This window comes from Rhodoferax sp. GW822-FHT04A08, from assembly GCF_058801025.1.
Genome location: NZ_JBXAMW010000002.1, coordinates 175,496 through 197,082, shown reverse-complemented (window position 1 = coordinate 197,082; position 21,587 = coordinate 175,496). Strand labels below are relative to the sequence as shown.

Sequence of the window (21,587 nt, the reverse complement as noted above, 5' to 3'; positions counted from 1 at the left end):
GTCAGGCGGCTTGGGCGGTCTGAGACAGGGCGTTCAGGGAAGCCAACAGATCGGCAAAGCGTTCGCCTTGGACCACCACGTGACTGCGCAGCGCTTTCTCCGAGGCTTCGGCATCTCCGGCAGTGATGGCTTCCACGACACTCAAATGCTCCTTGAAGGACGCACCCAGGCGGTTGCGCACACGCAATTGCAGACGACGGTAGGGCCGAAGGCGCCGCTGTAGCTGCGAAGTCTGCTCGATCAGGAACTGGTTCTGACTCCCCGCATAAATGGCAGAGTGGAACTGCTCGTTGCAATAGAAATAGGCATCGGAATCATCCCGGTCGCGAGCCTCTTCGCAGGCGTGGTGTGCTTCCAGCAGCGCTTTGCGCTGGGCATCAGACATGCGCCGCGCCGCCAGGCGCCCGCACATGGCCTCCAGCTCGGCCATGACTTCAAACATTTCCATCAGGCGGGTCGGGCCTATGCTGGTGACCACAGCGCCCCGGCGCGGCCGGATCTCGATCAGGCCTTCGGCAGCCAGCTGAATCAGTGCCTCCCGCACGGGGGTGCGGGATACGCCATGTTGTTCCACCAGCGTCGCCTCGTCCAGGGAGCTGCCGGGTTGAAGCTCTCCGGTGGCGATCTGTTCCTCGATCTTTTCACGCAGTTGGTCGGAAATTTTCATAGTGTCATTCTGCCATTTTTTGAGTTTTATGGATTCAGAAGATGCCTAAGGGTATTTCCTAGTAACTCATAAAAATACAAACAACTACATTAATGTATACATAGCCCGAATCACCCACACCCGAGGAGACAGCTAGCATGCAGCGCAGACACCTACTTCAATCCATTGGCGGCCTGACACTGGGATCGCTTCCCTTTGCATATGCCAGTAGCGCGTGGGCCCAGAGCGCCACGCTCAAGATTTCCCACCAGTTTCCCGGCGGCACCCTCAAGGAGGGTGACTTCCGCGACCGTCTGGTGCGCACCTTTGCCGCCGAAGTGGAAAAGCGCACCAAGGGCGCATTGAAGTTCGAGATCTACCCCGGCTCTTCCCTGATGAAGACCAACGCGCAGTTCTCCTCCATGCGCAAGGGCGCGCTCGACATGGCATTGATTCCCTTGTCCTATGCCGGCGGAGAAATTCCCGAAGTCAACATCGGCTTGATGCCTGGCCTGGTGGTGTCCTACGAGCAGGCCTACGGCTGGAAGACCAAGCCCGTGGGACAGGAGCTGGATCGGCTGCTGCAGGCCAAGGGCATCCAGCTGGTGAGCTGGATTTGGCAGGCCGGCGGCGTAGCTTCGCGCAGCAAGCCCATTGTTGATCCGGAAGACGCCAAGGGCATGAAGGTCCGTGGCGGCTCGCGCGAGGTGGACATGATCCTGAAGGAAGCCGGCGCGGCCGTGGTCAGCCTGCCGTCCAATGAAATCTACGCTGCGATGCAGACCGGCGCGATGGATGCGGCCATGACTTCCAGCACCTCGTTCATCTCCTTCCGCCTGGAAGAGGTCGCCAAGGCCCTCACCACCGGGCGCACCGGCGCCTACTGGTTCATGTTCGAACCCCTGATGATGTCCAAGCAGATCTTCGACGGCCTGCCCAAGGATCAGCGCGACGCCATCCTGGCCATTGGAGCCGACATGGAAAAGTTCGCCATGGAGGCGGCCAAGAAGGATGACGTGGAAGTTGCCAATGTCTACCAGAAGGCCGGTGCCAAGGTGGTGGACCTGTCGGCCGCTTCCATCAAGAAGTGGCAGGCCATTGCGCGCCAGACCGCGTGGAAGGACTACGCAGCGAAGAATGAAGGCTGCGCCAAATTGCTGGCCCTGGCGGAGCAGACCCTGTGAGCCACGGGTTCGAGTTGGAGCCGTCCCTGGCTCCAGGCACCCTGCAACCCAGGAACGCGGCGGTTGCCTTGTTGCAGCGTCTGGTCAATGGGGTCAACGCCTTGGTGTTGCGTGTCTCCATGTTGGCATTGGTATTGACTTCCGGTGTGCTGACCTATTCGGTGGTGACGCGCTACTTGCTCAAGAGCGCCACAGACTGGCAGGACGAAGTGGCTGTCTTCATGCTGGTGGGGGCTACCTTCATGACGACCGCCCACGTGCAGTCCCTGCGCGGCCATGTGGGCATCGAGGCGGTCATCAGCATGCTGCCAGCGCAGGTCAACCGTATACGCGCCGTGCTGGTGGATTTTGTGTCTGCTGCGTTCTGCATGTTTTTCTCGTGGAAGTCGTGGACGCTGTTCCATGAAGCCTGGACCGAAGGGCAGACTACTTCCAGCAGCTTTGCGCCGCCCTTGTGGATTCCCTATTCCTTCATGTCCGTGGGCATGAGCCTGCTCACGCTGCAGCTGATTCTGCAGACCCTGGTGCATCTGACTGGTGGTGAAGTCGCGAAAGGCAAGAAATGAGTGAGTTAGGTATTGGCCTGTCCTACGGCGTGGCAACCCTGGTTGTCATGTTCTCCGGCATGCCCATTGCGTTTGCCTTGGGCACCGTGGCGGTGGGGTTCATGTACTTCTTCATGCCCGCCTCCTCGCTGGATACAGTGACGCAGAACGTGTATGAGGAGATGGCGTCCATCACCCTGCTGTCCATTCCGCTATTCATCCTGAAGGGTGCAGCCATTGGCCGCTCCCGTGCCGGCAAGGACCTGTACTCGGCCATCCATGCCTGGCTGCACAAGGTGCCCGGCGGTCTGGGCATTGCCAATGTATTTGCCTGTGCGCTGTTTGCCGCCATGGCAGGCTCCAGCCCTGCCACCTGCTCGGCCATTGGCTCGGCTGGCATCCCCGAGATGCGCAGGCGCGGCTATTCACCCGGCTTTGCCGCTGGCATCATCGCGGCCGGTGGCACCTTGGGCATTCTGCTGCCGCCGTCCATCGTGATGATTCTGTACGCCGTGGCGGCAGAGCAATCGCTGGGCCGCCTGTTCCTGGCGGGCATTGGCCCGGGCCTCTTGATGGTGGCCCTGTTTGCCGGCTATGCTGTGGTGCGTGCCCGCAAGGAGTACAAGCAGGCCTTGGTGATCTACCAGCAAGGCGGCCCCAAGTCTGCTTACCTGGAGGAAGAGCACTTCACCATGGCGCAGAAGGTAGAGATGCTGCCGCGGGTGCTTCCCTTTCTGGTCCTGCTGCTGGGTGTGATGGTTGCACTCTACGGTGGCCTGGCCACGCCGTCGGAAACCGCCGGTCTGGGCGGTCTGCTGGCGCTGGGTCTGGTGGCCGTGGTCTACGGGCTGTGGCGTCCCAAAGACCTCGCACCCATCCTGGGCGCCACGCTCAAGGAGTCCACCATGCTCATGCTCATCATCGGCATGTCGCTGCTCTACAGCTACGTGATGAGCCATCTGCACATCAGCCAGAGTGCCGCGCAGTGGATCGTGGGCATGCAGCTCTCCAAATGGGTGTTGCTGGCGGTAGTGTTGCTGATGGTCATCGTGCTGGGCTTCTTCCTGCCGCCGGTGTCCATCATCCTGATGACAGCGCCCATCATCCTGCCGCCGCTCAAGGCAGCTGGGTTTGATCTGATCTGGTTTGGCGTGGTGATGACCATCGTGATGGAAATGGGGCTGATCCATCCCCCTGTGGGGCTGAACATCTTTGTCATCAAGAACGTGGCGCCGGACATCCCTTTGAAGGATGTCATATGGGGTGTGATGCCGTTTGTCGCGCTGATGTTTGTTGCAGTGTTCCTGCTGTGCGCGTTTCCCGGCATCGCCACCGGCTTGCCGACCCTGGTGATGGGAGCCAAGTGAAATGAACGCACCCGATGCAATCTGGAACCGGCAGGCGCAGGGGCGCGCCGCCAGGCTGGCGCGTGCGGCCACAGCGCTGGGTACAGGACTGCGCGGCAAGCAGGTGGATACGGCCCTGGCGGTTCAGTTGCTGGGTGCCGTCATCGAGTCGGGTGACCGTGTCTGCCTGGAAGGCAACAACCAGAAGCAGGCGGACTTTCTGGCGCGCACGCTGACCCAGCTGGACCCGCGTGCCGTGCACGACCTGCACATGGTGCAGTCGGTGCTAGCCTTGCCCGAACATCTGGATGTGTTCGACAACGGCATCGCATCCCGGCTGGACTTTTCCTTCTCTGGGCCGCAGGCCGGGCGCCTGGCCAAGATGGTGTCGGCCGGGCTGATACAGATCGGTGCCATCCACACCTACCTGGAGCTCTTCAGCCGCTACTTCGTGGACCTGACCCCGCGCGTCTCGCTGGTGTGTGCGCAGGCGGCAGATGCCCATGGCAATCTGTTTACCGGTCCGAATACCGAAGACACGCCGGCCATCGTCGAGGCCACCGCTTTCAAGGGCGGCATCGTCATCGCCCAGGTCAACGAGATGCTGGACACGCTGCCGCGTGTGGACATTCCGGGCGACTGGGTGGACTTTGTCATCCTGGCACCCAACCCGAATGTGATCGAGCCGCTTTTCACCCGTGATCCGGCGCAGATCTCCGAGATCCAGGTGCTGATGGCCATGATGGCCATCAAGGGCCTGTATGCCGAATACGGTGTGCAGCGCCTGAACCACGGCATCGGCTTCGACACCGCCGCCATTGAGCTGCTGCTGCCCACCTATGCCGAATCGCTGGGCCTCAAGGGCAAGATCTGCAAGCACTGGGCACTCAATCCGCACCCCGCGCTGATACCCGCGATCGAGGCGGGCTGGGTCGAGTCCATCCACTCCTTTGGCTCCGAGCTGGGCATGGAAGCCTATGTGCGCGCGCGCCCCGACGTCTTCTTTACCGGCGCCGATGGCAGCCTGCGCAGCAACCGCGCCATGTGCCAGGCCGCCGGCCACTACGCCTGTGACATGTTCATTGGCTCCACCCTGCAGATCGACTTGAACGGCCATAGCTCCACCGCCACGGCCGGACGCATTGCCGGTTTTGGCGGCGCGCCCAACATGGGGGCCGACGCACGCGGACGCCGCCACGCATCCCCAGCCTGGCTCAAGGCTGGTGCCGAGGCCCGGCAGGGGCGCGGTGGCGTGCATGCCATGCCACGGGGACAGAAACTGGTGGTGCAGATGGTGGAGACCTTCCGCGAACACATGCAGCCCGCATTTGTGGAAACGCTGGACGCCTGGAAGCTGGCCGAACAGGCCCACATGGAGATACCACCGGTCATGATCTATGGCGACGACGTCACCCACATCCTGACCGAAGAAGGCATTGCCAACCTGCTGCTGTGCCGCAGCGACGAAGAGCGCGAGCAAGCCATACGTGGCGTGGCCGGCTTCACGCCGGTGGGGCTGGGGCGCGACGTGCGCATGGTGGAGAACCTGCGCGACCGTGGCGTGATTCGCCGTGCCGAGGACCTTGGCATTGACAAGCGCGATGCCAGCCGCAGCCTGCTGGCCGCGCGCAGCATGCGAGATCTGGTGCGCGCATCCGGCGGCTTGTACAGCCCGCCCAAGCGCTTTCGCAACTGGTAGGCAGAACACATCATGGAAAAGCTGGAATACGCATTGCAGGGCGACCGCAGTCCTTCGACGTTCGACGCCATATTGGTGGGCGTCGTCGGGTCGGGCAATCTGGAAGTGCTGATGGAGCCGGGCAAAGCACCAGGTCATTGCACGTTTTGCATCAACACCTCGGCGCATGGGTTTGCGCCCATCTGGGAAGCGGTGGTGCAGAGTTTCCAGGCGCGCCACCACCTCCGCGGTGTGGCAGTCTCCATCAACGACATGGGCGCCACGCCCGCGGTGGTCAGCCTGCGGCTCGATCAGGCGGCGGCATCGCTGCCCATTGCACAAGGCAACACACCATGAGCACGTCCCTGAGTTTTGCCGAGCTGAGCGCGCGCCAGCGCGTTGCCCATCTGCTGGATGCCGGCTCCTTTGCCGAAATCCTGGGCCCGGCCCAGCGGGTGGTGAGTCCGCACCTGGCGCTGCTGGGTGTGCCCTATGCGTTTGACGACGGCGTAGTGATTGGCAGCGGCATGCTGCAAGGCCAGCCGGTGCTGATCGCGGCACAAGAGGGCGAATTCATGGGCGGCGGCGTAGGTGAGGTGCATGGCGCCAAGCTGGTGGGCCTGTTTCGGCGCGCGCTGCAGACGCGTCCGGCTGCGGTGCTGGTGCTGGCCGAGTCCGGCGGCGTCCGGCTGCATGAGGCCAATGCCGGACTGATCGCGGTGTCGGAAGTCATGCGTGCCTTGCTGGATGTGCGCGCCGCTGGCATACCGGTGGTCATGCTGATCGGTGGCGCCAACGGCTGCTTTGGTGGCATGGGCCTGATCGCACGCTGTGCCGACCATGTGGTGATGAGTGACCAAGCCCGCATGTCCATGTCTGGCCCCGAGGTCATCGAGTCGTCGCACGGCGTGGAAGAGTTCGACTCTCGCGACCGGGCGCTGGTGTGGCGCACCACGGGCGGCAAGCACCGCTTCCTGATGGGCGACTGCGACCAGCTGGTGGAAGACGACGTGCAAGAGTTCCGCGCTGCGGCCATTACCCTGCTGGGGCAGAGCCGCGCACTCACGCTGGAAGGCCTTCTGGAAGAGCACCGCGTGTTGACCCAGCGCCTCAACACCGTGGGCGATTGCGCAGACGCTGTCGACATCTGGCAGCGGCTAGGCGTGGCCCATCCGGAACAGGTGGCCGACATGGAGGCGGAACAGCTCAGGGCATTGGCTGCGTCTGGAGCCCATGCCCACACAACGGAGGCCCTATGAATTGGCAAGACCTGGTGAACGCCCTGTTTGGAGATGATCACCACATCACCCGCACCGGCGATGTGATCACGGGCACGGCGCAGCTTGCTGTCGGACCGGAGCACCAGAGCATCGTGGTTGTCGGGACCACCGACCATGCCGCCATTGGCGTGGATACCGCTCTGGCCCAGGCCAAGGTCGTGCTGGAAACCATGCAGAACCATCCGGGCCGCGCCATCCTGCTGCTGGTGGACACCCAAGGCCAACGGCTGCGCCATCGCGACGAGCTGCTGTGCATCAACCGCTACATGGCGCATCTGGGTTGCTGCGTGGACCTGGCCCGGCGCAGAGGTCACCGCGTCATCGGCCTGGTGTACGACCAGGCCCTGTCGGGTGGGTTCATCACCTCCGGGCTGATGGCAGACGCCTGTTACGCCTTGCCGGAAGCCGAGATTCGCGTAATGCGCCTGCCGGCTATGAGCCGCGTCACCAAGATCAGTGAAGAAGTGCTGCAAGCCCTGTCGCAGACCAATCCGGTGTTTGCGCCCGGCGTGGCCAACTATGTGGCCATGGGCGGTATCCAGTCGCTGTGGAGTGCCGACTTGCGGCAAAGCCTGATCGCGGCGCTGAATGACACCAACACCGTGGACCAGCGCGCCACGTTGGGCGCCGAGCGCGGTGGGCGTGCCCTGGCTGCGCGTGTGGCGCAACAGGTGGAAACAGCCTGAATCCGCGGCCTTCCAAGAGCCAACCGTGCAGACACTGCAACGCAACCAGTTGGTGTGGCTGACAGACGACGCCTGGCAACGGGTGCTCGCACGCCATTGGGATGCGCAGGCACAGTCGATTCTGCGGCACTGGCACGCCGGGCAATTGCCGCTGGTGGTTTGTACGCAGCGCGTGCAAAACACTGCCGCCACGGTGAGCCTGGGGCTGCCCGCACCGAACCCATGGAATCGGCGCAAGCTGGCGCTTGAAGTGCCATACCATGCACTGCTGCGTGCCGGCGTGTTCCCAACCGTGGCGCAGGTCGCACGGCAATGCGTGCAGCCAGGGTGGCAACCGCTGATCGACTTGCTGGAGGACTTGCATCGGACCGCTGCGGTCTACGGTTCCTTTGGCTGGCAATTCCTGACAGGGCTGGACTATGTGCGACCGACTTCGGATCTGGACATCAGTGTGCCGGTGCCGGACCATGCAGCCGCAGCAACACTTACCCAGGCTCTGGCGGACCTGCACCTGCCACTGCGCCTGGATGGCGAGTTGGTGTTCCCCGATGGCAGTGCCATTGCATGGCGCGAATACGGGCAATGGATGCGCGGTGCCGTGGACCGTGTACTGGTCAAGCGCCGCAGCGGTGTGCAATTGATGGATGCGGACATGCTGGCCGCGCTGGATCCAGGTTGCATGGTATGAAGGTCGCCAGCACCACTCGGGGTCTACGGCCACTGGCGTACAAGACTGCGCGCCGTGCAGTGCGTGCGCTGTATGCGGAAGTGGCGCTGGAGCCCAAGCCCGGCCTGGTGTCCTTCAGAGACAACGGAAGCCACACCGACATGTCGGCCCACACGTTCTTCAAAAGCCTGTTTGCGCTGCGCCACTACTTTGGCGCGATTGCCATTGCCGGCCAGCAGGGCGCGCCGTTTGAGACGCTGCAGAGCTTGGGGCTGGACGCGGAAGCGCGCATGCTGCGTGCGACCAGTGGCGTGAACACCCACCGGGGCGCCATCTTTTCTCTCGGGCTTCTGTGTGCCGCCGCCGGACAGTTGCAGGCGCGGGCCATGCCAGTTTCTGCCGTCAACCTGCGCGCGGCTTTGCTGCTGCAATGGGGTGATGCATTGCGCCAGCGCGCGCTGGCGGCCCGGCAGAAGACGCCCACGTCAAATGGACAGCGTGCTGCCCAGAGCTTTGCACTGCGCAGCGCCAACGACGAGGCCGCCGAGGGATTTCCCACACTGTTTGAAGTCACACTGCCTGCGCTTCAATTGGCCATTGCGCAGGGCCACCCGATGCGATCGGCAAAAGTGCATAGCCTGTTTTGCACGATGGCGCATCTCGACGACACCAATGTGGTCCATCGCGGTGGGTTGGAGGGAATGCAGTTGGTGAAGACACGCGCCACGCAGTTTCTTGCGCGCGGCAGCGTGGCACAGGCAGACTGGTTGGCGCAGGCCCGGCGCATCCATGAAGAGCTTGTCGCACGACGGCTGTCGCCTGGCGGGGCCGCTGACCTCATCGCCTGTGCGTGTTGGGTCGATGCCATACAGGCCGTGGAACAGGGGAACAGTGTCCTGGTTGCCACGGGCAGAGAGCGGGTTTACGGGTGAGCTACGCCTTGCTTTTCGGTGGGCAGGGCAACCAGCATGCGGACATGCTGCCGTGGCTTCCCACGGATGCGTCCGGGTCAGAGGCATTGCGCGCGTTGGAGCAGGTGCTGCAGGCGCCCTGGCGCTCTGTGGTGGCCAATGCATCCTTGCGCAATGCAAATCACATTGCGCAACCCCTGATCACAGCCACGTCGCTGGCATCGTGGGATATGCTCAAGCCCCATCTGTCTGCCTTGCCTGCGGCCGTGGCCGGCTACAGCGTGGGCGAGATGGCCGCCTACGCCTGCGCGGGTGTGCTGACGACTTCAGAGGCCGTACAACTATCCGTGTTGCGCGCCGACCTCATGGATCTGGCAGCAGCTGGAAAACCTTCGGGGTTGATGTCTGTCTCGGGCATTGCCATGGAGAAGGTTCTGCGCAACCACCCAGACTTGCACTGCGCCATTGCGATCGACTGGGACCATGCCATTTTTGGCGCATTGACCGAGCATCTGGACAAGGCCCAGGGCGTGCTGGAAGATGCGGGGGCGAGCTGCAAGCGCCTGGATATTTCCGTTGCTTCGCATACCCCTTTGATGGCAGCTGCATCACAGGGCTTTTCACGGCGACTGGACAGCGTAGCCCTGCAGCCACCGGGCTTTCCCATCGTGGTGAACGCACATGCCAGGGTGTGCCGACGCGTGGATGATTTGCGCGGTGCATTGAGTACGCAGATCAGCAACACGGTGGACTGGGCGTCCTGCATGGATGCATTGGCCGAAACCGGCGTCCGCTGCGTTCTGGAAATCGGCCCGGGCCATGCCCTGTCTGCCATGTGGAACCGACGACATCCCGCACTGCCTGCGAGGGCACTGGAAGATTTCCAGAATCCACGTGGCGCAGCACTTTGGGTCGCGCGTAGTCTGGACTGACGCATTTCCCTACAGGCTGCAAGCCGCAAATTTACCCATTCACCCAAAACGGAGATTGCGCAGTTTTCTTGCGTTTACCGGTGCCAGATGTTCAAATAGATTCATGTATTATGAATCTTTAAAAGGCAGTCTACTTGAGAAGGAAACGCCATGAACATCGACAAATTCAAACACCAGCACCAGGACATCATCGGCAACATCGCTGCGCTGCGCAAAGCCAGTCAGGCCGGGGTTCGCGAGAACGCGGCAGAAATTGCCCGGCTCATCATTTCCATGAGCTCAACCATCAAGCTGCACCTGGCCGTGGAAGACCAGGTGCTTTATCCGGCACTGCGCAATGGCAACAACGGCGCGCTGGCGCAAATGGGCAAGAAGTTTCAGGATGAAATGGGCGCCATCGCTTCGGCCTACATGGGTTTTGCCGAGCGATGGAACCAGGCGAGCAGGGTCTCGGCCGATCCGGAAGGTTTTCGTGCGGATGCAAACACGGTACTGAAGACAGTGCACGCAAGAATGCAAAAGGAAAACACGGTCTTCTATCCGGCAATCGAGGCACTTTGACGTTCTCGCGTATGCTGGAATGCAACGCGCTTCCTGTGACGTCGTTGAAAACCGTCGCCCCACTTCTCTACCGCCTCATTTCATGAACACTCTGCCCGACATCGAATTTTCCGAGGAGTTGATCCGCCGCTTTGACAAATTGGGGCCGCGTTACACCTCCTATCCGACGGCTGACCGTTTCGGAGCCGATTTCACCGAGGCAAGTTACATCGACTACCTGTCGCAGCGTGACGGTGCCAGCCGCGTCAATCCGCCCCTGTCGATCTATGTGCACCTGCCATTTTGCGAGTCGCTGTGCTACTTCTGTGCCTGCAACAAGATCATCACCAAGGACCGTGGCCGCACCACCGAATACCTGCGCTACCTCGCCACCGAAATGGCGTTGGTGGCTGCGCACATAGGGCCGGACCGGCGCACGGCGCAGCTGCATTTTGGCGGTGGCACGCCCACCTTCCTGACGCCGCAGGAGCTGCGCGAACTGATGGCCATGCTGCGCAGTCACTTCAACTTCCTACCGGATGCAGAGCTCGGTATCGAGATCGATCCACGCACCGTCAACGAGGACACCATGGCGTTGCTGGCGGAACTCGGCTTCAATCGCACCAGCTTCGGTGTGCAGGACTTCGACCCGGCGGTGCAGCAAGCGGTGAACCGCATCCAGCCGTACGAGATGGTCGAGAAGGCCGTCACAGCCAGTCGCAGCGCTGGCTTTGAGTCCATCAATGCCGATCTGATCTATGGTTTGCCCAAGCAGTCGCTGCAGAGCTTTGATCGCACGCTGGACCGCGTGATTGCGCTCACCCCGGAGCGCATCGCGCTCTACAACTATGCCCATCTGCCCAGTCGCTTCAAGGCCCAACGCCTGATCGTGGAGGCCGAACTGCCAAGCGCCGAGGAGCGCCTGCAGATCTTTCTGATGTCCGTGCGCCGCCTGCTGGACGCTGGCTACATCTACATCGGCCTGGACCATTTCTCCAAGCCCGAGGATGAACTGAACAAGGCCCGTCTGGACAAGAGCCTGCATCGCAACTTCCAGGGTTACACCACGCGGGCTGACTGCGATCTCATAGGTTTTGGCGTGTCGGCCATAGGCAAGGTGGGGCATTCCTACAGCCAGTCGGTGCGCACCCTCAAGGCCTATTACGAGCACCTGGACGTCGGCCGACTGCCGGTGGAGAAGGGCTTTGCGCTTACGGCGGATGACGTGCTGCGTCGCCAGGTCATCATGGAGTTGATGTGCAGCGGCCCCGTCAGTTTTGCTGCCATCAACCAGGCGCATGGCATCGACTTCACGAGCTACTTTGCCGAGGAACTGAAGCAGCTGGCGCCCTACGAAGAAGCAGGCCTGATCGAGGTGGATGCGCATGGCATTTCAATCACACCCAAGGGGCGCATGTTCGTGCGCGCCGTGGGCATGGTGTTTGACAAGCATCTTGCCCAATCGACCGCCAAGTTTTCCAAGCTGATCTGAGGCACCAAGCCGGTGACCCAGGCATCGCGGCAACGCGTGGACAGCGTTGCCTGCGGAGCTATTTGAGCCCGAGTCGCCGCGCCAGTTTGTGCAGATTGCTGGCGTCCAGACCCAGGCGGCGTGCTGCGAGTGCCCAGTTGGACCCGGTCAATGCCAGCGCCTGCTGGATCATTTCGCGCTGGCGTTGAGCCACGGCTTCATTCAGGCTTACCGGAATCGTGTCCACCGCGGGCAAGGGATCCGATTGCGGTGTCGGCGACTTGGGCAGACTGGTATCCAGATCCAGAAGATCGGGTGCCAGGGTCACAATGTCCGATGCGCGCGCGCCCCGGCTGAGCGCCTTGATGGCAGCACGGCTGATCACATGCTCCAGCTCACGGACATTGCCAGGCCATTGGTAGCGCAGGATCTCCGCCTCGGCGGCCGAAGACAGGCGCAGACTGCGTATGCCCAGGCGCACCCGGTTGAGTTCCAGGAAGCGGCCCGCCAGCAGCAGCGCGTCGTTGCCGCGCTCGCGCAGCGGCGGGATGTGGACCGGATAGACCGAGAGCCGGTGGTACAGGTCGGCCCTGAACACGCCGTCCTTGACGCCCACCTTCAAGTCGCGGTTGGTGGCGACGATGACCCGCACATTGACACGGCGCGGCCGGTCTTCGCCCAGTCGCTGGATCTCACCGTTTTGCAGGGTGCGCAGGAGCTTGGCCTGGATGATGAGCGGCAGTTCGCCGATTTCATCGAGAAAGATGGTGCCGCCGTCGGCCACTTCGAAACGGCCGGCACGGTCGGTGCTGGCGCCGGAGAAGGCGCCGCGCACATGGCCGAACAGCTCGCTCTCAGCCAGGGTTTCGGGCAAGGCCGCGCAGTTCACCTGCACCAGCGGCTTGGAACGAGAAGAGTGCCGGTGGATGCGTCTGGCAAACAGCTCCTTGCCCACACCGGTTTCACCCAGTAGCAGAACGGGCAGATCGGAGTTGGCCACCACGTCAATTTCATGCAGCAGGCTCAACATGCCCGGGCTTTGCCCCACGATTTCCTCGTCCACCGGCGTATCCACCAGTGGCGCCGAACTGGTTCCGTTGCGCCCCTGACGCAGGCTGGCAGTTTCATCTTCCAGCCGGTTCATGCGCACGGCCACCTCGATCAGCAAGGCGTGGCTGCGCAATTCGGCAACGCGCTGCTCGCCAAACGTGTCAACGCCCAAGGCGTCCACCGTCAGCACGCCCCACAACGCACCGTCCACCGTCAGGCTCATTCCCATGCAGTCGTGAACCGGGAGTGGCTCACCGGCATGCACCTGTAGCAAACCGTCATACGGGTCAGGCAGCGCACAGTCGGCCTGGAAGCGGACTGGCTGGCTGCTTTCCAGAATGGCCGCCAACCGTGGATGTGCCGCTACCTGAAAGCGCCGCCCCAGCGCCTCGTGAACAAGGCCATCCACCGCCTCCGGGATCAGCGCGTCTTCGTGCAGCCGAAGGACTGCCACGGCATCGCTGTGGAAGTGCTTTCGCAGTGCGCTGACCAGACGCTGCATACGCTCCGGGCCGGCGTGGGAAACGGAAAGATTTCTGAGAAGTGTGGAATCAAGCATGGTTAATAGTACCTTTAATAGGGTACTAATAACCTAAATAAGCAGGGTACTTATGACAACTTATTTCTCAAGTTGTTGATTTAAATGAAGAAATCTTGTGGCACACAGCTTGCGGTGAGCAGGCCCGAGGCATATGCAGTCCGCGGGCTTCTACAGCAGAAGACGTTTGTGCGGACTTGGCGTTGTCGAAACCAAGGAGTCCAAAATGAACAGACAGGTGAAATCGATTTTGTGCAGTGCAGCCTTTGCAATGGCGGCGCTGGGTGCCATTGGCGCTGCGGCGGCCACACGTGCAGTTGCCAAGTCCAGCGGTGACTTCGGGCCGCCCCAAGGCGCTCCCATCCACGCCGTCCTGACCAGCCCGCCCAATGTTCCGCCACCCACGAACCGCAAGGTTCCTGCCAAGGTGATCGTGGAGCTGGAAGTGGTGGAGAAGGAGATGCAGATTTCAGAAGGTGTTTCCTACACGTTCTGGACCTTCGGCGGCTCGGTGCCTGGCAGCTTCATCCGCGTGCGCCAAGGCGACACGGTGGAGTTCCACCTGAAGAACCATCCCGGCAACAAGATGCCGCACAACATTGACCTGCACGGCGTAACCGGTCCAGGAGGCGGTGCCGCCTCCAGCTTCACCGCCCCCGGCCATGAGTCGCAGTTCACATTCAAGGCGCTCAACGAGGGTCTGTACGTCTATCACTGCGCTACCGCGCCCGTGGGCATGCACGTGGCCAATGGCATGTACGGCCTGATACTGGTCGAGCCGCCCGAAGGCCTGACTCCGGTGGACCACGAGTACTACGTGATGCAGGGCGATTTCTACACCACCGGCAAGTACCGCGAAAAAGGCAGCCAACCATTTGACATGGAAAAGGCCATTGACGAAAAGCCCACTTACGTGCTGTTCAACGGTGCCGAAGGTGCGCTCACCGGCGACAAGGCTCTCAAGGCCAAGACCAATGAAAAAATCCGTCTGTTTGTAGGCAATGGCGGACCCAATCTGGTCTCCAGTTTTCACGTGATCGGCGCAATCTTCGACAAAGTACGCTTTGAGGGGGGCTCCAACGTGCAGACCAATGTGCAGACCACGCTGATTCCCTCCGGTGGTGCCGCCGTGGTGGAGTACAAGACCAAGGTGCCCGGCAGTTACGTGATGGTGGATCACTCCATCTTTCGTGCCTTCAACAAGGGCGCACTGGCCATCATGAAGGTCGATGGCCCTGAAGACAAGAGCATCTATTCCGGCAAGGAAGTGGACTCTGTCTACTTAGGCGATCGCGCCGCACCCAACATGACCTCGGTCACCACGGCCACCGCCAATGCCGCCAGCGGCACACTCACGGTGCAGGACCAGATTGCCGCCGGCAAGTCGCTGTTCAACGGCACCTGCTCGGTCTGCCACCAGGTCAATGGCGCCGGCCTGCCCGGCGTGTTCCCGCCGCTGGCCAAGTCGGACTTTCTCAATAGCGATCCCAAGCGCGCGGTGGGCATTGTGGTGCGCGGTCTGAGCGGCAAGGTCACGGTCAATGGCAAGGAGTACGACTCGGTGATGCCTCCCATGAACCAGCTCAACGATGACGAGGTTGCCAACATCCTGACCTATGTGCTCAATGCCTTTGACAACATGGGCGGTCAGGTCAAGACCAGCGACGTCAAGGCCGAGCGTGCCAAGGCAGCCGCCAAGAGCGTGGCAGAACACTGAGCAACCGAGCAGAGTCCGTCATGTTGGCACTGACCTTTGCCCGGCACCTGACCTGTGTGGTCAGCCTGGTGTGCATGTCTACGCAATACGGCCTGGCCGAACCGGTGGACGTGCCCTACCTGGACGTGCCGGCGGGATCGATTGTCAGCGTGCTTTCGGGCGGCAGCAGCGACAACGGGCCTACGCCCGTTGCCGCGTTTGCCATGCGTGCTCAGCCGGTTACGGTGGCGCAGTTCCAGCATTTCCTGGAAACCCATCCGGAATGGAGCCGAGCCCAGGTGCCTGCAGTGTTTGCCGACGGCAACTACCTGCATCCGCACGACGCCGCTGCCGGTCAGCTGCCGCAACAGGCGATCACCAATGTCAGCTGGTTTGCCGCCCAGGCCTTTTGCGAGAGTGAGCAGGCCCGCCTGCCGACCTGGTACGAGTGGGAGTACGTTGCCGCCGCCGACGAAAGCCACGCGGATGCCAGAAAGGACCCGGCCTGGCGGGCCCGGATTCTGGGCTGGTACTCCCAACCGGCCAGCCACCGTCAACTGCAGGTTGGCAGCACACCGAACTATTACGGTGTGCAGAACATGCACGGCCTGATCTGGGAATGGGTGGAAGACTTCAACGCCCTGCTGGTGAGCGCCGACAGCCGCAACCAGGGTGACCCCGATCAGCTGCAATATTGCGGCGCCGGTGCCATCAGCCTGCAAGACCGCGAGAACTTCGCCATCCTGATGCGCGTGGCTCTGCTCTCCTCACTGGGTGGTTCCGATTCCACCAATGACCTGGGTTTCCGGTGTGCCCGCAGCCCTTTGAAATGAACACCATGCCATCCATCTTGCATACCTGTTTAGTCCGTCTCGTCCCGAGTCTTTGTCTGATGGTCGGGCTATCGCTGGCGCACCTGGCCACAGCCCAGACGGTCGCTCCAAACGCGGTGCAGGAACACGTCTTGCCAGCCGACTCGGTTTACCAGCTGGGCGTTCCCCTGAGTGACCAGAATGGCCGTTCATTCCTGTTGAAAGAACATCTGGGTAAACCAGTGCTGGTCAGCATGTTCTACACCTCGTGCAAATTTGTCTGTCCCATGCTGATCGACAGCATGGTGCTGACCCAGCAGGGCCTCTCATTACCCGAACGGTCCCGGCTGGATCTGTTGCTCATCACCTTTGATCCGGAGCGTGACGATGTCAAGAAATTGAAGTCCGTTGCGGTAGCGCGGCAAGTGGACGGTGGCCCGTGGACCTTGGCGCGCGCAGACAGCATGGGCTCACGAAAACTCGCCGCAACATTTGGCATTCAGTACCGGCAACTGCCAGACGGCGAATTCAACCACACCACTGTGATGGTGCTGCTCGATAGCCAGGGTCGCATCGTTGGCCGCAGCAAAAAGATGGGCGTTCCCGATCCTGACTTCATTCAGTTGGTGCAGAAAACCATTCATCAGCAGGAGCGGCCATGAAGATTTTGCTGACTCTGGCGCTGATTGGCTCCGCCATATCGTGCAACGCTGCCGAATGGGTGCGCGCCCAAATCGTCGACGGGCCGGAATTGCACCAGATCACCCTCAAGCACGAGGCCATCAAAAGCCTGGGCATGGGGGCGATGACCATGCCTTTCCAGGTTGATGAACGCGTGTCGCTGAAGGGCTTCAAGGTAGGAGACAAGGTCCGATTCCGCGTGCATGCGGACGGGGACTTTCTCCGCATTGACGCCTTGGTGCACACCCCATGAGCAGCCATACCCCGAAGACTGGTGCACCTGCCGGTACCATGGAACTGGTGTGTCCGGCCGGTAGCCTGCCCGCGCTCAAGGCGGCGGTGGATGCCGGCGCAGATTGCGTCTACCTGGGTTTCAGGGATGCAACCAACGCACGCAATTTCGCCGGTCTCAATTTTGATGAAGCGGCCATACAAACCGGCATTGCCTATGCCCATGCGCACGGTACCAAGGTGCTGGTGGCACTCAACACCTATCCGCAGGTCGGTAGCGTACAGACCTGGCACAGTGCCATAGACCGCGCAGCCGCCAATGGCGTGGACGCCGTCATATTGGCCGATCCTGGACTGATGGGCTTTGCGCAAAAGCACCACCCCGGCTTGCGGCTGCATTTGTCGGTGCAGGGCTCGGCCACCAACTACGAGGCCATCAATTTCTACCATCAGCACTTCGGCATTTCCCGCGCCGTGCTGCCGCGCGTGCTGTCCATGGCACAGGTCGAGCAGGTGCTGCAGAAGACGCCGGTGGAGATCGAGGTATTCGGTTTTGGCAGCCTGTGCGTGATGGTGGAAGGGCGCTGTGCGTTGTCCTCCTACGTCACCGGCGAGGCACCCAACACCCATGGCGTGTGCTCGCCACCCAAGGCGGTGCGTTGGCAGGAAACGCCGCAGGGACGCGAGTCGCGCCTGAACGGCGTGCTGATAGACCGCTACGCACCCGGTGAGAACGCCGGCTACCCCACGCTGTGCAAGGGGCGCTTTGACGTGGGCGAGGACAGGAACTACTACGCCGTCGAGGAGCCCACCAGCCTCAACACCCTGGAGCTGTTGCCGCAGCTGTTGGCCATGGGTGTGCGCGCCATCAAGATAGAAGGGCGCCAGCGCAGTCCAGCGTATGTGGCGCAGGTCACCAAGGTGTGGCGCGAGGCCATAGACAGCTGCCGCGACAACCCGCACCGGTACTGTGCCAAGCCAGTCTGGATGAGCGCTCTGGACAAGGTGGCCGAAGGCCAGCAGCACACCCTGGGCGCTTATCACCGGCCCTGGAAATAGCCCTATCCCTTGTTTGAGGAACGCAGGCATGAAGCTCGCCCTTGGTCCCTTGCTCTACTACTGGCCGCGTGCAACCACACTGGCCTTCTATGACATGGTTGAAAGCGCGCCGGTGGACATCGTCTACCTGGGCGAAACCGTGTGTTCGCGCCGCCATGAGCTGCGTCTGAATGACTGGCTGGAGATTGCCGCGCGCCTGCGGTCTGTCGGCAAGCAGGTCGTACTGTCCACGCAGGTGCTGATCGAGTCTGGTGCCGACGTCACGGTGCTGCACAAGATCGCACGCAACACCGACTACCAGGTGGAGGCCAATGACATGGGCGCCGTGCATTGCCTGACGCCCCAATCGCCTTTTGTGGCCGGTCCCCACCTCAACATCTACAACCTGCCCACACTGCAATGGCTGGCCACTCTGGGCGCCCAGCGCTGGGTGGTTCCGCTGGAGATGGGGCGTGAAGACCTTGCCCTCATGTTGCGGGGGCGTCCGGCCGATCTGCAGACGGAAGTGTTTGTCTATGGTCGCATGCCGCTGGCCTTTTCGGCGCGCTGCTTCACCGCGCGCCACCACAACGTGCCAAAGGATGACTGCCGCTTCAGCTGCATGGACTATCCCGACGGCCTCCTGATGCGTACGCGTGAGGACGCGAGCTTCCTGATACTCAATGGCGTGCAGACGCAGTCGGCCCGCGTGCAACTGCTGCTGGATGAGTTGGAGGACATGCGCGCCCTGGGCGTTGACGTGGTACGCGTCAGCCCGCAAGCACGGCATACGCCAGACATCCTGCAGGCCTTTGACGCGGTGCTACGGGGGCGGCAATCGGCGGCCCAGGCGAAGCAGGCCATTGCTGCGTACCTGCCGGGCGAGGCCTGCAACGGCTACTGGTATGGCAAGCCCGGACTCGATCGGATGGAAGCCGCAGCGCCTGCTGCATCCGTTGCGCTGGATTGATTCACAAGGACCACCATGACCTCTCCCACCTATCTCATACCCAAGCCATTGGGAGATGTGCTGTCGCGCCTGCCGGTGTACCCTGGTTCCCTGCTGTTTGTTGCGGCTCTGAATCTGGCGCTGGCCCGGCATCTTGGCGGTGATGTAGCACCCCTGCTGGCAGGCAGGAAGCTGCGTCTGCGCGTGACCGACACCCATTGGGTCTTTGACTTCGAATGGTGCCAGGGGCGCTTTGTTGCCAGGCAACCTGGTGCGCAGTGGGTGGATGCCGACCTCACCATCAGCGCCAGCGCCTATGACTTCCTGCTGCTGGCGCGCCGTCAGGAAGATCCGGACACCCTGTTCTTCTGCCGGCGGCTGGCCATGGAGGGCGACACCGAGCTCGGGCTGCTGGTGAAGAACACGCTGGACGCGATGGACATGCCGCCGTTCACTCTGGAGTCCTTCCATCCAAGGCGCGTTCTGTCCGGTCTCGCGGCCAGGTTTGCAGCGCGCTGAAGTCCGCATTCCACGTCAACCCCCACGCATGAAAAAAATCATTGTTGCCATCACCGGTGCCAGTGGCGCCATCTACGGCGTGCGCCTTCTGCAGTTGCTCAAGGCCACCCCGGGCGTGCAGACCCACCTCACCGTGTCGCCCTCCGGGCTATTGACCCTGCGCCATGAGTTGGACATGAACCGCTCCCAACTGGATGCGTTGGCCGATGTGGTGCACGCATCGCATGACGTGGGGGCGCAGATTGCCAGCGGCTCTTTTCAGTGTGACGCCATGGTGATTGCGCCGTGCTCCATGCGCACCCTGGGCGCCGTGGCACAGGGTCTGTCCGACAACCTGGTGACCCGCGCGGCCGATGTGATGCTAAAGGAGCGCCGCCGCCTGGTACTGATGGCGCGCGAAACTCCGCTGAACCTGGCGCATCTGCGCAACATGACGCTGGTCACCGAGATGGGCGGCATCATCTTCCCGCCCGTGCCCAGCTTCTATCACCGGCCTGCATCCGTGGACGACATGGTCAATCAAAGCGTGGGTCGCGTGCTGGACTTGTTGGGTCTGCCGCTGGTTCATACGCCACGCTGGGCCGGGTTGCCGCAAGTCGCCACCGCAGTGGACTGAGTTGCCATGGCGTACCGTGATCTGCGGGAGTTCATTGCCCAGCTGGAACAGATCGGCGAGCTCAAGCGCGTGAAGCAGCCGGTATCGCCGCATCTGGAAATGACGGCGCTGTGCGACCGCAGCTTGCGTGCGGATGGTCCGGCCCTGCTGTTCGAAAATCCCACGGGCCACAGCATCCCGGTGTTGGGCAATCTGTTTGGCAGCACGCGCCGCGTGGCACTGGGCATGGGCGTGAACGACATGGGCGAATTGCGCAAGTTCGGCCAGGTGCTGGCCAGCCTGAAGGAGCCGCAGGCGCCGCGCGGCCTGAAGGAGTTCATGGGCCTGGGTGCCCTGGTCAAGACGCTGTGGAGCATGACGCCCAAGGAGCAGCGCAGCGCTCCCTGCCAGGACGTAGTGCTGGAAGCCAGTGACGTGGATCTGGGCAGCCTGCCGATACAGCACTGTTGGCCCGGCGACGTTGCACCGCTCATCACCTGGGGGCTGGTGATTACCAAGGGGCCCAACAAGCCGCGGCAAAACCTGGGCATCTACCGCCAGCAAGTGCTCGCGCGCAACCAGCTCATCATGCGCTGGTTGCCCCAGCGTGGTGGCGCACTGGACTTTCGCGAGCATGGACTGGCCCGCCCCGGCGAGCCGTATCCGGTCTGCGTCGCCCTGGGGGCTGACCCCGCCACCATTCTGGGTGCCGTCACGCCTGTGCCTGACAGCCTGTCCGAGTACCAGTTTGCCGGACTGCTGCGCGGCTGCCGTACCGAGTTGGTCAAGGCCCTGGGCAGCGATCTGCGGGTACCGGCTTCGAGCGAGATCGTGCTCGAGGGGCACATCTATCCGGACCCAACCCATGGCAGCGGCTATCAACATGCGCTGGAAGGCCCGTATGGCGATCACACGGGTTACTACAACGAGCAAGCCAGTTTTCCGGTGTTCACGGTGGACCGCATCACGCGCAAACACCAGCCCATCTACCACTCCACATACACCGGCAGGCCGCCGGACGAACCAGCCATGCTTGCCCTGGCCATGAACGAACTGTTCGTGCCGCTGTTGCAGCGCCAGTACCCTGAAATCACTGACTTCTATCTGCCGCCGGAGGGCTGCAGTTACCGGATGGCAGTTGTGCAGATACGCAAGTCCTATCCCGGCCATGCACGTCGGGTGATGTTTGGCATATGGAGTTTTCTGCGCCAGTTCATGTACACCAAGTTCATTGTGGTGGTCGACGAAGACATCAACATCCGCGACTGGGCTGAAGTGATCTGGGCCATCACAACGCGTGTGGACCCGACGCGCGACACGTTCCTGGCCGACAACACGCCCATCGACTATCTGGACTTTGCGTCACCGGTGGTGGGGCTGGGCAGCAAGATGGGTCTGGATGCCACCAACAAATGGCCCGGCGAGACCAGCCGCGAATGGGGTCGCCCCATGACCATGGACGCCGCAGTCAGCCGCCGCATGGAAGCGGTCTGGCAGTCCCTCCATTCCTGAGCCCCTGGTCGCGGGCACCGCTGATCTTCTTCTGCAAATGGGTTGTTAATACCCATTAAATGGTATTAAGTACCCTATCT

General features: G+C 62.0%; 23 protein-coding genes. 21 read left to right on the top strand and 2 right to left on the bottom strand.

The window, feature by feature from the left end; translation table 11 throughout:
- Window position 1: 1 nt before the first annotated feature.
- On the bottom strand, window positions 2–667 hold the full coding sequence (locus tag AC1RMF_RS05455; protein ID WP_493140236.1) for a GntR family transcriptional regulator: 666 nt from the start codon (window positions 665–667) through the stop codon (window positions 2–4).
- A gap of 137 nt (window positions 668–804) precedes the next feature.
- On the opposite strand from AC1RMF_RS05455, the gene AC1RMF_RS05450 reads away from it, so the two are divergent.
- The 12 genes from AC1RMF_RS05450 to hemN all read left to right on the top strand — a co-directional run bounded on the left by AC1RMF_RS05450 (window position 805) and on the right by hemN (window position 11,907).
- On the top strand, window positions 805–1,830 hold the full coding sequence (locus tag AC1RMF_RS05450) for a TRAP transporter substrate-binding protein (protein WP_493140234.1): 1,026 nt from the start codon (window positions 805–807) through the stop codon (window positions 1,828–1,830).
- On the top strand, window positions 1,827–2,396 hold the full coding sequence (locus tag AC1RMF_RS05445; protein ID WP_493140232.1) for a TRAP transporter small permease: 570 nt from the start codon (window positions 1,827–1,829) through the stop codon (window positions 2,394–2,396). The genes AC1RMF_RS05450 and AC1RMF_RS05445 overlap by 4 nt, the downstream gene beginning before the upstream one ends.
- Window positions 2,393–3,742: a TRAP transporter large permease gene (locus AC1RMF_RS05440; RefSeq protein ID WP_493140231.1), complete on the top strand. Its 1,350-nt coding sequence runs from the start codon at window positions 2,393–2,395 to the stop codon at window positions 3,740–3,742. Before AC1RMF_RS05445 ends, AC1RMF_RS05440 begins: the two co-directional genes overlap by 4 nt.
- A 1-nt stretch (window position 3,743) precedes the next feature.
- Window positions 3,744–5,420 carry a malonate decarboxylase subunit alpha gene (gene mdcA, locus AC1RMF_RS05435; protein WP_493140229.1) on the top strand — a complete coding sequence of 559 codons (1,677 nt, stop codon included), beginning with the start codon at window positions 3,744–3,746 and terminating at the stop codon, window positions 5,418–5,420.
- Window positions 5,421–5,432: 12 nt separating this feature from the next.
- Window positions 5,433–5,756, top strand: a complete 324-nt coding sequence (mdcC, locus tag AC1RMF_RS05430) for a malonate decarboxylase acyl carrier protein (protein WP_342616233.1) — start codon at window positions 5,433–5,435, stop codon at window positions 5,754–5,756.
- Complete coding sequence (locus AC1RMF_RS05425) at window positions 5,753–6,658, top strand: biotin-independent malonate decarboxylase subunit beta (RefSeq protein WP_493140227.1); 906 nt, start codon at window positions 5,753–5,755, stop codon at window positions 6,656–6,658. Before mdcC ends, AC1RMF_RS05425 begins: the two co-directional genes overlap by 4 nt.
- Entirely contained in the window at window positions 6,655–7,365 is a 711-nt protein-coding gene (mdcE, locus tag AC1RMF_RS05420; RefSeq protein WP_493140225.1) for a biotin-independent malonate decarboxylase subunit gamma, read from the top strand. The genes AC1RMF_RS05425 and mdcE overlap by 4 nt, the downstream gene beginning before the upstream one ends.
- A gap of 25 nt (window positions 7,366–7,390) precedes the next feature.
- Window positions 7,391–8,053, top strand: coding sequence for a malonate decarboxylase holo-[acyl-carrier-protein] synthase (gene mdcG, locus AC1RMF_RS05415; protein ID WP_493140223.1), 663 nt, complete (start codon window positions 7,391–7,393; stop codon window positions 8,051–8,053).
- On the top strand, window positions 8,050–8,964 hold the full coding sequence (gene mdcB, locus AC1RMF_RS05410; RefSeq protein ID WP_493140221.1) for a triphosphoribosyl-dephospho-CoA synthase MdcB: 915 nt from the start codon (window positions 8,050–8,052) through the stop codon (window positions 8,962–8,964). Before mdcG ends, mdcB begins: the two co-directional genes overlap by 4 nt.
- Window positions 8,961–9,875, top strand: coding sequence for an acyltransferase domain-containing protein (locus AC1RMF_RS05405; RefSeq protein WP_493140219.1), 915 nt, complete (start codon window positions 8,961–8,963; stop codon window positions 9,873–9,875). The genes mdcB and AC1RMF_RS05405 overlap by 4 nt, the downstream gene beginning before the upstream one ends.
- Before the next feature lie 150 nt (window positions 9,876–10,025).
- On the top strand, window positions 10,026–10,436 hold the full coding sequence (locus AC1RMF_RS05400; protein ID WP_493140217.1) for a hemerythrin domain-containing protein: 411 nt from the start codon (window positions 10,026–10,028) through the stop codon (window positions 10,434–10,436).
- Between the two features lie 19 nt (window positions 10,437–10,455).
- Window positions 10,456–11,907, top strand: coding sequence for an oxygen-independent coproporphyrinogen III oxidase (gene hemN / locus AC1RMF_RS05395; protein ID WP_493140214.1), 1,452 nt, complete (start codon window positions 10,456–10,458; stop codon window positions 11,905–11,907).
- Between the two features lie 58 nt (window positions 11,908–11,965).
- Here hemN and norR read toward each other — a convergent pair whose 3' ends face one another.
- Complete coding sequence (gene norR, locus AC1RMF_RS05390; RefSeq protein ID WP_493140212.1) at window positions 11,966–13,495, bottom strand: nitric oxide reductase transcriptional regulator NorR; 1,530 nt, start codon at window positions 13,493–13,495, stop codon at window positions 11,966–11,968.
- A gap of 205 nt (window positions 13,496–13,700) precedes the next feature.
- Between norR and nirK the strand changes: the two genes are divergently transcribed.
- The 9 genes from nirK to ubiD are packed head-to-tail and all read left to right on the top strand — an operon-like array spanning window position 13,701 to window position 21,507.
- On the top strand, window positions 13,701–15,191 hold the full coding sequence (nirK, locus tag AC1RMF_RS05385; protein WP_342616242.1) for a copper-containing nitrite reductase: 1,491 nt from the start codon (window positions 13,701–13,703) through the stop codon (window positions 15,189–15,191).
- Window positions 15,192–15,211: 20 nt separating this feature from the next.
- Window positions 15,212–16,003 carry a formylglycine-generating enzyme family protein gene (locus tag AC1RMF_RS05380; protein ID WP_493140209.1) on the top strand — a complete coding sequence of 264 codons (792 nt, stop codon included), beginning with the start codon at window positions 15,212–15,214 and terminating at the stop codon, window positions 16,001–16,003.
- Between the two features lie 5 nt (window positions 16,004–16,008).
- The gene (locus tag AC1RMF_RS05375; protein ID WP_493140207.1) at window positions 16,009–16,644 is read left to right on the top strand and encodes an SCO family protein; all 636 of its coding nucleotides are present in this window, start codon (window positions 16,009–16,011) and stop codon (window positions 16,642–16,644) included.
- The gene (locus AC1RMF_RS05370) at window positions 16,641–16,916 is read left to right on the top strand and encodes a copper-binding protein (protein ID WP_342616246.1); all 276 of its coding nucleotides are present in this window, start codon (window positions 16,641–16,643) and stop codon (window positions 16,914–16,916) included. Before AC1RMF_RS05375 ends, AC1RMF_RS05370 begins: the two co-directional genes overlap by 4 nt.
- A complete protein-coding gene (ubiU, locus tag AC1RMF_RS05365) occupies window positions 16,913–17,953 on the top strand; it encodes a ubiquinone anaerobic biosynthesis protein UbiU (protein WP_493140205.1) in 1,041 nt (346 codons plus the stop codon). The genes AC1RMF_RS05370 and ubiU overlap by 4 nt, the downstream gene beginning before the upstream one ends.
- 28 nt (window positions 17,954–17,981) lie before the next feature.
- Window positions 17,982–18,902 carry a U32 family peptidase gene (locus AC1RMF_RS05360; protein ID WP_493140203.1) on the top strand — a complete coding sequence of 307 codons (921 nt, stop codon included), beginning with the start codon at window positions 17,982–17,984 and terminating at the stop codon, window positions 18,900–18,902.
- Window positions 18,903–18,917: 15 nt separating this feature from the next.
- Window positions 18,918–19,400, top strand: a complete 483-nt coding sequence (gene ubiT, locus AC1RMF_RS05355; protein ID WP_493140201.1) for a ubiquinone anaerobic biosynthesis accessory factor UbiT — start codon at window positions 18,918–18,920, stop codon at window positions 19,398–19,400.
- Window positions 19,401–19,428: 28 nt separating this feature from the next.
- Window positions 19,429–20,016: a UbiX family flavin prenyltransferase gene (locus tag AC1RMF_RS05350; RefSeq protein ID WP_342616250.1), complete on the top strand. Its 588-nt coding sequence runs from the start codon at window positions 19,429–19,431 to the stop codon at window positions 20,014–20,016.
- Window positions 20,017–20,022: 6 nt separating this feature from the next.
- Complete coding sequence (gene ubiD / locus AC1RMF_RS05345) at window positions 20,023–21,507, top strand: 4-hydroxy-3-polyprenylbenzoate decarboxylase (protein ID WP_493140199.1); 1,485 nt, start codon at window positions 20,023–20,025, stop codon at window positions 21,505–21,507.
- The last annotated feature ends 80 nt before the right edge of the window (window positions 21,508–21,587 follow it).